Here is a 14,886-nt window from a genome sequence, read left to right on the forward strand (position 1 = left end):
GTGTAAAGTTTATTACTTTACATAGATTTTTCGCAAAATTCCGCCATGTCAAAATGACCAATAACTCTATGCTATTTTATGTAAGCAAAAAAACATTTATGTAAAAGCATAAAAAAGAGGATGAGTTCCCCAAAATCGCTCATCCTCTTTTTCTCAAATTGAGTTAATTCAAATATTTACATGATAAACATTTTGATAGAGTTTATTTTTTATTTGATTGAATTTCCCTTTATCCAATTCTTCCGGATACGACATCAAACACAGGGGAATTGGCTTTTCTGTTGCCTGCATAGCTGGTTGTTCATAAGTAAAGGGCAGCAGATGAAAACCCAGCCTTTCATAAAATCCAATTCTCCTTCGGGCAATTTCTGTTTCTGGCGGTTCTACCTCCAGACAAAAAGTTTTTTGTTTGTTTTCCATCAACTCGACGAGCATCTTCTTCCCTAGCCCCTCATTACGATGGCTTGCCTCAACAGCAAAATGCTCGACAAAGACAAAATCTATAAAATCCCACACCGCAATAAATGCGTGGACTTTTTCTTTCTCCTGATAAACAAAGATCTTGTAAAATTCATTGTTCAGCACTTCTTTTTGTCCCTTATAAGTTCTTCTCTCACTTGACGGAAAAGAATCGGCTAAAATTTGATATACTTGCTCAAAATGTTGGGGGTTCAATGGCTCTAACATTTTTATTCTCCTCAAGCAACTTTTTAAAGCGATTTGATAAAACAAAAGGCGGAGCTCATGCTCCGCCTTTCCAGACCATGTATTCTGTTAGATCGAAATCTCATGAGCAATCCGATACAGATCCATATTGAACTTTTTCTTCTGCTCCAGAGCCTCCAAAATATCAAAGTCGACAATTTGGTCATGTTTTAGGGCAATTACGCGGTTACCGATACCGTTGCACAGCAGTTTTTCAATAGCATAATGGCCCATTTGGCTGGCAATCACACGATCTCGTACTGAGGGATTACCACCTCTTTGTACGTGACCCAGAACCAGCGCGCGACCAGTAATTCCAGTGAAGTCTTCCACCTGTTTTGCAATTTCTTCAACCTTGCCATAACCCTCAGCAACGATAATAATAAAGTGGCGTTTACCACGGGTCAAATCCTTCTGGATTCTCTCTAGGCAATCTTTCTGCATATCAAATGGAACCTCTGGGACAACAATCGTAGTTGCTCCACAAGCAATACCTGTATTAAGCGCAATATCTCCACAACGGCGGCCCATTACTTCTACCACCAAGCAACGGTCATGGGACTGAGCTGTATCCCGGCATTTATCAATCATTTCCATTGCCGTATTCATGGCAGTATCGTAACCAATCGTATAATCTGTACATGCAATGTCATTATCGATAGTTCCCGGAATTCCTACACAAGGGATTCCTCTCAGAGAAAGGTCTCTAGCTCCACGGAAAGAACCATCACCACCGATGACAACAACTCCATCAATACCATGGTCAATGCAGGTCTGGGTAGCTTTCTGAAGTCCAGACTCATGGCGAAATTCTTCACAGCGCGCTGTATACAGCATGGTGCCGCCCCGATGGATAATATCAGATACACTGCGTAAACTCATATCAATTAAATCGCCGTTAATAAGTCCATTATAACCACGACGGACACCAACTACATTGAGTCCCTTGGATATACCAGTTCTAACTACTGCCCTAATAGCGGCGTTCATTCCAGGTGCGTCTCCCCCGCTAGTCAAAACGCCAATTGTTTTCACTTGCTTACCCATATAATAACCTCCCCAGATTCACTCGAGAATCCTCTTTTATTCTTTCAAAGCATGATTCATATGGCTTTATTATATACGATAACATCAACTTGTTTCAATATCAAAACTAAACAATTTCTTTTGCAGAACCTACAGATTATTGACTATTGTCCCTTATTTTGACTTTCTCCTTTCCCAGAATCCGACCGAGTTCATCAATCATTACTTGGTTGACATCCACCCACATTGATTTTGGAGCCAGCATCCACCGTTTTTTGTCTTCAAAGTAAACGTAAACAGGAAATGCTCCCTCAAAAATAGTCAGTAGATTTTTAGTCTTCTCAAAAGCTGTACTCTCTTGGGAAGAAACTGCCAAGTAAAGGCCATTTTTCCCTCCCTTTGCTGGTTTTCTTGGCTCTTCACTGTGTTCCCGCATCACCAGCTCTTTGGCGTGATCAGTGATAGTCACCCGATCACAGATAAGCTTCGGATCTTCATCTTCTCTAACCGAGAGACGACACCGGGCACATATCACAGCTCCCTCCTGTAGAAGGCTTTTATATTGGTCAAATACCTGCGGAAATACCAGCATTTCCATGGAGGATGTCATATCTTCCAACATGACAAATGCCATGGTAGCATTATTCCGCGTAATCTTTACCTTTCGGCTTCCCACGGTAGCAATGATATTGACATAACCGCCATCTGCGAATTTCGTATCGTGAATTTCTATCCCCGATTTGATGTCACCAAAGGTAGAGCCTCTGATCTCTTTGAGCAGCCCTGTATAAGCACTAATCGGATGATCCGTAATATAAAGTCCTGTGGTCTCCCGTTCCATCTTCAGCTTTTCGTGCAGTTCTAAATCAGGCACATCCAAAATTTGATACTGGTTTTTAGGTGCTGTGGGACCAGCATCAAACAGGCTGACCTGTCCCTCTACATTTTGGCGGTGCTGCTGATCGATGGCTGCCAACAGTCCATCCGAAGACATGAGCATCTGACGACGATTGAGTCCAAACCCATCCAGAGCCCCACACTTGATCAGGCTTTCCATCGTTCTGCGATTGAGTTCTCTGCCATACATTCGTTCACAGAAATCAGCAAAGCTCTGGAAAAGCCCGTTCTCTTCCCGCTCTTTAATCAGATCCTTGATGAAGCCACGTCCCAGATTCTTAACAGCCACCAAGCCAAAGCGGATGCCTTCTCCTGTTACAGAAAATCCATCCTGGCTGTAATTGACATCGGGTTTGAGAATCTCAATCCCCAGTTTTTTGCATTCGCCAATGTACTCAATGATCTTGGATGTGTTATCTAATACGCTTGTCAGCAACGCCGCCATATATTCTTTGGGGTAATGGCACTTCAAATAGGCCGTCTGATAGGCTACAAATGCATATGCCGCGGCGTGGGACTTATTAAACGCATACGAAGCAAAGGAACTCATCTCGTCAAAAATACTGGTAGCGATTTTCTCGCTGACTCCATTACGGATACAGCCAGGGATGATGATATTGCCATCCTCATCTATATCGCCATAGATAAAGTTCTTCCGCTCTTTCTCCATAATGTCATGCTTTTTCTTGGACATGGCCCGACGTACCAAATCAGCGCGGCCATAGGTAAACCCCGCCAATTGGCGGCAGATCTGCATGACCTGTTCCTGATATACAATACATCCATAAGTAACATTGAGGATTGGTTCCAAAAGGGGATGTTTGTAGGTCACCCGTTCTGGATGATGCCGGTTTTCTATATAGGTCGGGATGGATTCCATAGGTCCCGGCCGGTAAAGAGAAATAACGGCGATCATATCCTCAATAGATTCCGGTCCCAAGTTGACCAATACCTGCCGCATGCCTGCCGATTCAAACTGGAATACCCCTTCCGTCAGGCCTTGAGACAGCATATCATAGACAGCCTTATCATCAATCGGTACGTGCTCCATATCGACTTCTATGCCGCGTGCTTTGAGCATCTTTTCCGCATCGGAAATAACCGTTAAGTTACGAAGACCCAAAAAGTCCATCTTGAGAAGGCCCAGTTCCTCCAAGGTCGTCATGGTAAACTGGGTGACTACCGCCTCATCATTCATTGCGAGGGGAACATAGGAGGATACTGGATCCCGGGTGATCACCACGCCAGCTGCATGGGTAGAAGCATGGCGGGGCATTCCTTCCAACTTGCGAGCCATATCAATCAGCTGGGTAATCTGAGGATCCGAATGATAAGTAGCCATGAAATCAGTAGATTTTTGCAGCGCCATATCCAAGGTAATCCCAAGCTCCATTGGAACCTGCTTTGCTACTGCATCCACTGTTTGATAAGGGATATTCATCGCCCTGCCCACATCTCGAATCGCGCCTCGGGCCGCCATGGTGCCAAAGGTAATGATCTGAGCTACATGATCCGCACCGTATTTGCGCACTACATAATCAATGACCTCTTGACGTCGTTCATAGCAAAAATCGATGTCAAAGTCTGGCATGCTCACCCGCTCGGGATTGAGGAACCGTTCAAACAGAAGTTGATAGCGAACCGGATCGATACCCGTAATACCAATACAATAGGCAGCGATACTTCCGGCACCGGAACCTCGTCCAGGACCTACAGGAATGCCATGTTCTTTGGCGTAGTTGATAAAATCAAAGACGATGAGAAAGTAATCCACATAACCCATCTTCTTAATAATCTCAAGCTCATAATTGAGGCGTTCCACTACTTCCGGAACCGGATGTTCTCCATAGTGACGGCGGAGTCCCTTTCGACAGAGATCTTCAAAATATTCTACATTGTCCCGTCCATCGGGAGCAACAAAGAGGGGCAATTTTGTCACGCCGAACTCAAATTCTACCTCACACCGACTTGCAATTTTTGCCGTGTTGGCAATGGCTTCCTCATGGTCTTGAAACAGTTCCTGCATTTCCTCCCCAGATTTGATATAAAACTCCTGGGTGGGAAACTCTAGCCCGTCTTTGTTATCTACTGTAGTATTGGTCTGAATGCAGATAAGAACATGCTGCATCTGGGCGTCTTCTTTGTTGATATAGTGAGAATCGTTGGTTGCCACAAGGCCCACGCCGACTTCCTTAGCAAGCCGGTAAAGATAGGGCAGAATCCGCTGCTGTTCCTCGATTCCGTGATCCTGCACCTCAATAAAATAGTTATCTGGTCCAAACAGATCCCGGTAGCGAATGGCAGTTTCTTTGGCCTTATCATAGTCACCGGCTACAAGCGCCCTGGGAATCTCTCCCGCCAGACAGGCACTCAGGCAAATAAGCCCTTCACTGTATTTTTGCAAAAGTTCAAAATCCACCCGCGGCTTAAAGTAATAGCCGTCAATAAATGCTTGGGAAACTAGTTGGATGAGGTTTTGATATCCCTGATTATTTTTACAGAGAAGAACTAGGTGATTCGGATTGTTGTCAATTCGATGGACTTTATCAAAACGGGTTCTTGGCGCCACATAGACTTCGCAGCCGATGATAGGCTTTATCCCCTGTTTTTTGCATTCTTTATAAAAATCAATGACCCCGTACATAACACCGTGGTCTGTAATTGCGACTGCCTGCTGTCCCAATTCCTTTACCTTTTGTACCAGCTGTTTAATGCGGCAGGCACCGTCAAGCAGGCTATATTCACTATGGACGTGCAGATGGACAAATTCATCCATTGGTCTTCACCTCCTGGTATTGCTCATTAAACTTTTCCAGACGCCCAACTTATTGCGCTTTGCTTATTTGGTCCCGGATCATGTCTGCTTCTGCCGCAATACGCTGGAATCGGTGGTTCACGCCGGAACGAGATAAGGGTTCCGAAAGTTCCCTTCCCAAGTCCGCAAGAGACATTTCCGGATGATCCAGACGCAGCTGCGCTAGCTCCCGCAGGTTGTCCGGCAATGCCTCCAAACCGCGATGGGAAGCAATCAGCTCAATGTCTTGCACCTGTTTGGCAGCAGCATTCACGGTCTTTTCAATATTAGCCGTCTCGCAGTTGGTCACACGATTTGCTTTATTTCGTAAATCTTTATAAATCTTTACATTCATAAGTTCCAGGGAGGATCGCACAGCTCCCATATAGGTGAGCATATCCTCAATATGTTCGCTTTCTTTATAATAGATCACTCTGGAACCCCGACGTGTCGTCATCTTGGGTGGAGCTAATACCTCTGAAATGAGCTCATATAAATCCTCAGCCAGTTTTAAGTGCTGGGTGACAAATTCTAGGTGGTAGCTTTTGAGCGGATCCGTTAGATTACCGCAGGCAAGATACGCCCCTCGCAGGAAATGAGCAATGTCACCCTCTCCGGAAAAATTCTCTTTTTTAATCCGGAGGCTGATCTCATCACTCCGATGATAGAAAAGTCCCCGCAGCTCTTCGCAGTCCTTTTTGTTTTGAAGCGTTACGGTAAAAATACCATCCTTACGCTTTTGAGGGGATACGCTCATCTGTGTGGGAAGGCCGGAAATGTCAGCGATACACTGGGCATACAGCTTTGCCACCTGTTCATTTTCTGTAGAAAGGGCAATTTGTTGATTTGAAAAAGACTTCCCAAAAAGAAGCATTCCATAAGCCATGGCATGCCGGGCTTCTGGCGCCTGTATCTCTTCTTCAGTTAGTTCACATTTTAGATCAGAAGAGAAAGACATAACCTTCCCTCCTTCCATAAATTTTGCCTAAACTAGGATTCACCTCCATATGGAGGTGAATCCTAGTTTTATTTCTGAATATCTCGGTGATTAATGTTGACCCGTACCCCATTTTCTGACAGGTGCTGAGCAATAATTTCAGCAAAGGTGACGGATCGGTGTTTCCCTCCGGTACATCCAACGGCGACCACTAGCTGGCTTTTTCCTTCATGGATATACTGGGGAAGCAGAAAATCGATGAGATCCAGCAACTTATCTTTGAGCAACTGGCTCTGTTCAAATTCCATAACGTAATCTCTGACCTCTTGATCCAGACCCGTCTTATGACGCAGATTGTCTATGTAAAATGGATTAGGCAGACATCTGACATCAAAAACCAAATCTGCCTCTAGTGGCAATCCATACTTAAAGCCAAAGGATACGGAATTAACGAGAATGCTCCCAGAAATATTTCCTAGGAAAATATTTACAATTTGTTCCTTTAGCTGTGCCGCAGATAGATGGGAGGTATCGATTGTATAGGTAGCCATAGCGCGGATTGGTTTTAGAAGCTCTCTTTCAACCAAAATAGCCTGTTCAATCTCACCCTTTACCGTATCCAAAAGAGGGTGTTTTCTCCGTGTCTCTTTAAATCGACGGATCAAGACATCATCATTACAGTCTAAGAAGAGAACTTCAAAGGCAATGTCGTTCTTTTTGAGTTCATCCATGCTGTCAAATAGGTCGTGAAAGAGAGCTCCTCCTCTGGCGTCCACCACCACAGCCACCTTATCAATCTGCCCCTTTGATTGGATGCAGAATTCTGCTATCTTGATGATGAGCTTGGGCGGAATGTTGTCAACGCAGTAGAAGCCTATATCCTCCAGTGCATTGATGGCTCTGGATTTCCCGGCACCTGAAAGTCCGGTTACGATGACAAAATCCACGATGCTCACTCCTTTACAACATTTTTACTTCGCAAGAAAGCTCGTATCCTGTCTGTTCCTTGACCACTTTTTGTATATATGCAATGAGTTGCACGACGTCATCACAGGTGGCGTTATCATAGTTGATCACAAAACCAGCGTGTTTTTCACTGACCATAGCGCCGCCAATTCGGTATCCCTTCAAGCCGCATTGGTCGATGAGCGCCGAAGCATAATTCCCAGCCGGACGCTTAAAAGTACTGCCTGCACTTGGATACTCTAGCGGCTGTTTTTCCTTGCGACGCCGCATATAGTCGTCCATACGGCTGCGAATTTCCTCCTGATTGCTAGGAGTCAATGCAAAACAAGCGGAAATAATACAGTCTTCCCCTTCCGCATAGATGCTGTGCCGGTAAGATAGGGCCAGTTGGTCTTTTAAAAGTGTATGCTTCTCTCCCGCCTGGTCCAAATGACAGGCACGGACAATAACGTCTTTGATCTCTCCACCATAAGCGCCTGCATTCATATATACCGCGCCTCCCACACTACCTGGAATGCCATAGGCAAATTCCAGGCCAGAAAGGCTATGTTCGAGGGCAAAGTTACACAGCCTCATCAGCGTTACCCCCGCATCGCACTCCACAAGGCCGTTTTCCAGCAATCTGATCTCACCATATTGATTGTCAAGACAGATCACGGCACCAGCAAATCCTCGATCGCTTACAAGCAGATTTGATCCCTTGCCAATGATCACCCGCGGAGTTTGTGTCTCCCTGCATAACCGCAATATCTGGGCTAAAGCAGCGGTGTTATGAGGTTTTATCAGTACATCTGCAGGGCCTCCAATGTGGAAGGTAGTAAAGCGAGATAAAGGGGCCGCCGGAATGGCATCGCACTTCATTCCCGACAGGGCACGAAGGAAAAATGTATCGACCATGAAAACCTCCATGAATTGATTTGTGGCGGAAACTTGCCGCCACTTATGTATATTACTGGAGGCGGCCTAAAAATGCAGCACCGATAATTCCAGCATCATTGCCCAGGGTAGCAGTGACAATTTTCACCCTTTTCTTGGATGTTCTGCAATAATCCTCCGCCTTCACAAGCTCTCTCAGAGGGGCCAGCAATGTCTCCCCTTCTTTGGAGATGCCACCACCAATACAAATAACCTCAGGCTGGAAAATATTCACAATGCTGGCCAATCCATATGCCATATAGGCAATATATTCATCAACACATTCTCTTCCCGCTTGGTCGCCTTTTCTCATGGCGTCAAAAGCAGTACGTCCGCTGACTTTATCCAGATTTCCTCCGCAAAGCTCCCACATCACCGAATCTTTATATTTTTCCATATATTCCTTGGTCGTGGTAATCAGCCCTGTGGCGGAGCAATAGGTCTCAAAACACCCTTTTCTTCCACAAGTGCACTGCCTACCGTCTTTGACGATTGCCATGTGCCCTAATTCGGCACCTCCATGGTTGAAGCCAGCATAAATCTTGCCGTTGATGATAACGCCTCCGCCTACGCCGGTTCCCAAGGTGATAACGATAACATCCTCTTTCCCCTTTGCTCCTCCTGCCAAAGCCTCGCCATAGGCTGCTGCATTGGCATCATTTTCAATGTAAACAGGCTTTCCCAGCTTCTCACTAAGATAAGGGCCCATAGGTACATTGTGGAAAAAAAGGTTATTGGCATAAATAAGATAGCCAGTCTCAACATCAACTGTTCCCGGGGTGTCAACACCCACCCATTCAATGTCCTCCAGAGTAAGACCGGCATCCTCTACTGCCATGCGGGTAGCTTTAACCATGTCGTCAAACACTTCTTCCGCCGGACGGGGGACATTTGTTTTTAGTTTTGCCCTACCAACAATTTGGTAATCCTCATTTACAACGCCAACAGCAATATTGGTTCCGCCAAGATCAATGCCCACATAATACTTCATAAGAAAACTCCTTTCTACCTGATCTGAAGCTATTAGGATGTTCTTTTTACTTCGCTGGTGACAGATCTCTTTTTACCTTTTTCTGTACCGTTTCAAAGAAACGGTCATAATCCGCATTGAGGATCAGTTCCCGCGGGAAATCAATTTCCTCGAGCATCGCCGTCGCTCTCTCGACAGCGCCAATTTCATAGCAGAAATGGGCATCGGAATTAACAATCACCGGGACCTGATATTTTGCGCACAGCTTCGCAATCTCCGCACAATTTTTCGGTGACCCCGGACGGGTCCCCGGCTGAAAGGAATGGGCATTGATCTCCACAATCTTTCCGTATTCCTTAAATGCTTTGATGCATCTTTCATAGTCATAGCGGAATTTAGGATTGCCACTGTGTCCTATGACGTCCACATCCGGGTTTTTTGCGATTTCCAACCACAGATGGGTCTGTGCCTGCTCGTCCTTTGGCGGAATAACAGGACTGTGGCAGGATGCTACCACCCAGTCAAGCCCTTCCAGCATCTTCTGAGAAATATCCAAATTCCCATCAAAATCAAGTATATTGGTCTCTACGCCTTTGAGCACCAAAACACCATCTACATAATCGGGTACCGACCAGATGTTATTAAAATGCCATAAATGGGCTCCGTCCGGAATAGCGGGAGCATGGTCTGTGGACGCAATCGCCCTGATTCCCTTCTCCTTCGCCACCCTGATATTTTCCATAATTGTGGAAAATGCATGGGTAGAAGCGACTGTGTGTGTATGTGTATCTGCATAAATCTGAATCAAAACTGATGACAACTCCTCTAAATATGTTTTTCATTCTAGAATTAATAAGCGTTCCAATCGACGGAGCTGTCTTCTTCCGGCTCTGCCATACCCAGCTTCTGAAGCAGTTCTGAAGCTGCATTGTATCCCATCTTTTTCTGACGGTTGTTCATGGCCGCTACCTCAATAATGATGGCCAGATTTCGTCCCGGTTTCACGGGAATGGTCAGTGACGGAACCTTAATGCCCAAAATGGAGGTGTACTCATTATCCATACCCATTCTATCGTAAACCTTATTTTGATCCCACAGCTCCAATTGGATGACCATGTCAATTTTTTCTGTGACCTTAATGGAACCCATACCAAAAATACGGCGAGCATTAATAATGCCAATACCCCGCAGTTCTACAAAGTGCCGGATATTTTCGGGTGCTGTTCCCACCAATGTCTTGTTGGAAACTCTCCGGATTTCTACCGCGTCATCGGCAATGAGCCGGTGACCCCGCTTGACAAGCTCAATGGCTGTTTCACTTTTTCCAACGCCGCTTTCTCCCAAGAGCAGTATTCCTTCGCCGTACACCTCCACCAGCACACCGTGACGGGTAATACGGGGGGCCAGCTCTACATTAAGAGTAGATACCAAACTTGATTGGAAGGTCGATGTAGAATCGGTGGTTTCCAGTAATGGGACCTCATACTTTTGGGCTGCTGCTATCATCTGCGGAAAAATATCCAGGCCCCGGGTAACAATGACTGCTGGCGGATGGTGAGAGAAAAAAGCATCCAACGACTGTTCGATTTTTTCTTCAGAGCCTAGTGTTTTCAAAAAGCTGTATTCCGCACGTCCGATGATCTGGATGCGTTTTGGATCAAAATAATCAAAAAAACCAGCAAAATGCAGTCCAGGGCGGTTGACATCGGCGCTTGCAATTAAAACTTTAGAAGCTTCGCAGGGCATATATACCTGCTCTAAGTTAAATTCTTTGATAATCTTTGCGAGACTAACCGTAAAAACAGCGCTCATAGTTCTCCTCCTGCAACATCTATTTGTTTTCCACTTCCCGCGCGTACCCTTTTGCCGAGAGCTATAAAACCACGGGCATACGAATCTAGCTTTATTATAACCTAGAAGAAAAAGCCTTTCAATTGTTTTTTTGACCATCAGCTTCTTAACACATTCTTACATTTTGCCGATTTGGGCTGGTTCGGGTTTTCCCGGCCAATTTTGTGTGATATAATATTATTAAAACTAAAATCTCTGGAAAATGAATGCCATGATTCCCCGTTGTCTCAATCACTATGGCGGAATGGAGTATTTTTATGAGAGTTGCTTTGTTTGCTGAAACTTATTTGCCGTTTATTAACGGCGTCGTTACCCATGTAAAGTCTCTGAAGGACGGGTTGGAGCGCCTAGGGCATGAGGTCCTTGTCGTCACAGCTGACCCCAATGTCCGGCACCACGAACTCAAAGATGGCGTATTACGTTGTCCTGCTCATCGCTCAAAGCGGTTATATGGATTTGGTATTGCTACGCCGTTGAGTGCTACCCGCCTGAAATACGTCCAAAACTTTAACCCTGATATCATCCACATCCATCAAGAATTTGGTATTGGTCTTTCTGGAGCCATGATTGCCCGAAAGCTTCATAAGCCTTTGGTCTATACTCTGCACACTATGTACGACGAATATATCTATTATGTGGCTCCGAAGCCCCTCATTAAAACTGTCAAAAAGCTTTCTCATCGCTATACCCGTTTTTTGGCGGATCGCGCGTCTGCCCTCACCGGTCCTTCTAAGAAATGTGAGGAATACTTCCGGGAAGTCGGCGTCACCAAAGACGTTAACGTCATTCCAAACCCTGTGGAACTGGATCTTTTCAGTCCAGATAAAATTGACGCGGAAAGCAAGCAAGCCTTCCGTCGGAAATATAATATTGATGACGATGTGATGATCGCCTGTTTTGTTGGTCGTTTGGGACGTGAAAAAAGCTGCGACGTACTTTTGGATTATTGGGCCCAATCCGTACATCCTGAGGATAGAATGCATCTGATTATCATCGGTGATGGGCCTTGCCGGGAGGAGTTGGAAGAACAGTCCAAAAAGCTCGGTATCTCAGATATGGTCACATTTACCGGTAAAGTGCTGCACGAAGAACTCCCTCCCTATCTTGCTTCTTGCGATGTTTATGTGACCGCTTCTTTGTCCGATACCAATTCCATTTCCATGCTGGAAGGGATGGCAACCGGCCTTCCCGTCCTGCAACGCAACGACCCGCTTAATGCGGATCAAGTTCGCAACGGTATCAATGGATATGTATTTAATGATGCCCAAGAAATGGGGGATTTTCTTCGTCAGATCAAGGCAACAACACCGGAAGAATTGGATATCCTAAAGAAATCTGTCATCGCCTCTGTAAAAAGTAGCGGTGCTGAAGATTTGGCAAATTATGTCCTCACTGTTTACCATAAATTATACGATCAAAAACCACAACAATAACTATTGACAATTTGACACAAACCTTATATAATGTGACAGTTTGCGGATAAAACAATGAGATCACAAGGAGGATGTGTCATGTATACCGAATCCAATAGTTCTGTCAGCCCTCTTATCCACACGGCCAAGGATTATGATGTCGCCATTATTGGCGGTGGAATCGGAGGGATTATGACCGCTTATGAGCTGGTGGAAAACAATCCTTCCCTTCGAATATGCATTATTGAAAAGGGGCATAGCATAGAGAAGCGCACCTGTCCCATTGTAACCAAAAAGGTGGAAAAATGCATCAATTGCTCTTCCTGTGCCATCATGGAGGGCATGGCGGGCGCCGGTGCCTTTTCTGATGGAAAATATGTGATTTCCACCGAATATGGCGGATGGCTTACTGAGTTTCTCCCTCCCGAAACCGTTCTTGGATATATTGAAAAGGCTGATGCCATTCTTGTCTCTTTTGGCGCTACCACCGAACGCTTTCTGCCCAATGATGAGCTCAAAAAGCTCTGTCTTCAATTCGACCTGCATATGAGCCAAGCCCAGTTAAAACATTTGGGTACAGACGCTAATTTTGACACCATGAAAAAGCTGATTGGCTCTCTTGACGGCAAATGCGATATTATTACTGATACAGAAGTAGTAGATGTTGACAAGGAAAAACATCTACTCACCTTACAAGGACGTGGGGATAAACGTACAATTGCCGCAGCGCAAATCGTTTTCGCTGTGGGCCGAGCTGGTAGCCGTTTTTTTGCCGCGTGGTGCAAGAAAAATGGTATTCCTCTGCAGAACAATCAGGTGGATATCGGCGTGCGGGTAGAACTGCCCTACCTGATTTGGGAGGATTTTTCGAAAAAAATATACGAGCCCAAAATTTGGTACCGTTCCAAAGTATATGGTGACACTACCCGTATGTTCTGTTTTAATGAACGCGGCAATGTGGTCACCGAGAATACCAGCGGTGTCCTCACTGTCAATGGGCACTCCTATCGGGATCAAGCACGTAAAACAGAAAATTCCAACTTTGCGTTACTCTCTACCATTAAGTTTACGGAACCTTTTAAAGAACCAATCGAATATGCACGTCATGTAGCCAGCCTTGCCAATCTCATTAGTGGGGGCAGTGTATTGGTCCAGAGGCTCGGTGACCTGGAAAATGGAAGGCGTACCGACGAAAGTAGGCTACGTAAATCTACAACTCGTCCCACTCTCAATGCTGTTCCGGGAGATTTGAGTCTCTGCCTTCCCAAACGGCAGCTGGACAATATCATCGAAACACTTCATGCGCTGGATCATGTATCTCCTGGTACTGCCAATTATGACACCCTGCTCTATGGTATCGAATGCAAATATTATTCTGCCCGGCCAGATGCCACCAATTTTGAAATCAAGGGATGTCAAGGAATTTATGCCATTGGCGATGGCGCCGGTTTTACCCGTTCCCTTTCTCAAGCAGCTGCTAACGGGCTGTGCGTGGCAGACTATATTCTATCTAAATAAGCAATTATATCTAAACTGGAAGCGGGATGCTATGATATCCCGCTTCCAGCCCGTTTATGTAAAAAGTTCTCTGGCAGTAAATGTTTAAACTGACAGAGAACTTTTTGTATTCGTATCTCAAATATATAGTGTTTTTATTTATCTTTATCATTTTCTCTTGCATCCATCACATTTCGGATATCGACATACCGACCACGTCGTAAAGCCAAAATGATCATAACCGCATCAATGAGAATATCCAAAATGGTGCCGATAAGTACATATTCCCAAAATCCTATATGCATTGCGGAAAAGATAGAGACCACTATTAAGTTAAATATGATCTGCAAAGCATCCAATCCATAGTAGACCGCCAGATCCCCATTGCGCAATACATTTCGGATGCGTTTTACAATCATGAAGATACCAGCTGCAATAATGATACCGGAAGCAATTAGCACCATCATTGGAAGATGCCTGGCTCCGAAAGTAAGCACTACAGCCATCGCCAATGCCTTTGCAGCTGTCTTTACAATCATGAGGATATATAGAATCTTTTTTATCATCGAAATTCCTCTCTTTTCCAATTATTTCTCAGTTGGGAGGGAAATATGACACAACCGTTAAATAACTTCTCAACGTCCATCTAGCATCGGTAGCGCGAATGTCCACTGATGATAAAATCAATAAGTTCAGCACCATGCTATATGATCTGAAGTATATTTAGATATACAAAATATTAGTTTTTTACAAAACTTTGGTATTCCTAGGTAAACCTAAGTATATCACATTTCATGAAAAAAGGAAATATCTGCAATAGTGGTATCTGAGTCAAGACCACCCCTAAGAGGGGTGGCTTGAAGCGCGGCCTAGAAGGCCGAAAAACCAAGCCAGCGCCTAAATGACGCTGGCTTGA

At 45.0% G+C, this 14,886-nt stretch carries 12 protein-coding genes; 2 read left to right on the forward strand and 10 right to left on the reverse strand.

The genetic code is table 11. From position 1 onward, the window contains the following. Positions 1 to 168: 168 nt before the first annotated feature. From ACZ25G_RS10030 to hprK, 9 genes are all read right to left on the reverse strand, one after another. A complete protein-coding gene (locus tag ACZ25G_RS10030; RefSeq protein WP_342681420.1) occupies positions 169 to 687 on the reverse strand; it encodes a GNAT family N-acetyltransferase in 519 nt (172 codons plus the stop codon). 87 nt (positions 688 to 774) lie between these two features. After that, entirely contained in the window at positions 775 to 1,752 is a 978-nt protein-coding gene (gene pfkA / locus ACZ25G_RS10035; protein WP_191481489.1) for a 6-phosphofructokinase, read from the reverse strand. A 136-nt stretch (positions 1,753 to 1,888) separates the two neighbouring features. Then, positions 1,889 to 5,404, reverse strand: coding sequence for a DNA polymerase III subunit alpha (locus ACZ25G_RS10040; RefSeq protein WP_463682356.1), 3,516 nt, complete (start codon positions 5,402 to 5,404; stop codon positions 1,889 to 1,891). A 49-nt stretch (positions 5,405 to 5,453) separates the two neighbouring features. Further along, the gene (gene whiA / locus ACZ25G_RS10045) at positions 5,454 to 6,380 is read right to left on the reverse strand and encodes a DNA-binding protein WhiA (RefSeq protein ID WP_342681418.1); all 927 of its coding nucleotides are present in this window, start codon (positions 6,378 to 6,380) and stop codon (positions 5,454 to 5,456) included. 68 nt (positions 6,381 to 6,448) lie between these two features. Beyond that, positions 6,449 to 7,306, reverse strand: coding sequence for an RNase adapter RapZ (gene rapZ / locus ACZ25G_RS10050; protein WP_191481486.1), 858 nt, complete (start codon positions 7,304 to 7,306; stop codon positions 6,449 to 6,451). Between the two features lie 13 nt (positions 7,307 to 7,319). Continuing rightward, positions 7,320 to 8,222 (reverse strand): UDP-N-acetylmuramate dehydrogenase, encoded by a 903-nt coding sequence (murB, locus tag ACZ25G_RS10055; RefSeq protein ID WP_463682357.1) that lies wholly within the window; start codon positions 8,220 to 8,222, stop codon positions 7,320 to 7,322. A gap of 52 nt (positions 8,223 to 8,274) precedes the next feature. Beyond that, on the reverse strand, positions 8,275 to 9,231 hold the full coding sequence (locus ACZ25G_RS10060; RefSeq protein WP_191481485.1) for an ROK family protein: 957 nt from the start codon (positions 9,229 to 9,231) through the stop codon (positions 8,275 to 8,277). Positions 9,232 to 9,277: 46 nt separating this feature from the next. Then, positions 9,278 to 10,030 (reverse strand): phosphatase, encoded by a 753-nt coding sequence (locus tag ACZ25G_RS10065; RefSeq protein ID WP_463682358.1) that lies wholly within the window; start codon positions 10,028 to 10,030, stop codon positions 9,278 to 9,280. A gap of 29 nt (positions 10,031 to 10,059) precedes the next feature. Then, a complete protein-coding gene (gene hprK, locus ACZ25G_RS10070; RefSeq protein ID WP_191483006.1) occupies positions 10,060 to 11,022 on the reverse strand; it encodes an HPr(Ser) kinase/phosphatase in 963 nt (320 codons plus the stop codon). A 275-nt stretch (positions 11,023 to 11,297) separates the two neighbouring features. Here hprK and ACZ25G_RS10075 point away from each other — a divergent pair, with 275 nt between their 5' ends. Together ACZ25G_RS10075 and ACZ25G_RS10080 are read left to right on the forward strand one after the other, a co-directional pair. Further along, positions 11,298 to 12,494: a glycosyltransferase gene (locus ACZ25G_RS10075; RefSeq protein ID WP_463682359.1), complete on the forward strand. Its 1,197-nt coding sequence runs from the start codon at positions 11,298 to 11,300 to the stop codon at positions 12,492 to 12,494. A gap of 78 nt (positions 12,495 to 12,572) precedes the next feature. Then, the gene (locus ACZ25G_RS10080; protein ID WP_463682360.1) at positions 12,573 to 13,991 is read left to right on the forward strand and encodes an NAD(P)/FAD-dependent oxidoreductase; all 1,419 of its coding nucleotides are present in this window, start codon (positions 12,573 to 12,575) and stop codon (positions 13,989 to 13,991) included. Positions 13,992 to 14,125: 134 nt separating this feature from the next. Here ACZ25G_RS10080 and ACZ25G_RS10085 read toward each other — a convergent pair whose 3' ends face one another. Further along, a complete protein-coding gene (locus tag ACZ25G_RS10085) occupies positions 14,126 to 14,509 on the reverse strand; it encodes a hypothetical protein (RefSeq protein ID WP_463682361.1) in 384 nt (127 codons plus the stop codon). Between the last annotated feature and the right edge of the window lie 377 nt (positions 14,510 to 14,886).

It is taken from the genome of Zongyangia sp., assembly GCF_965361945.1.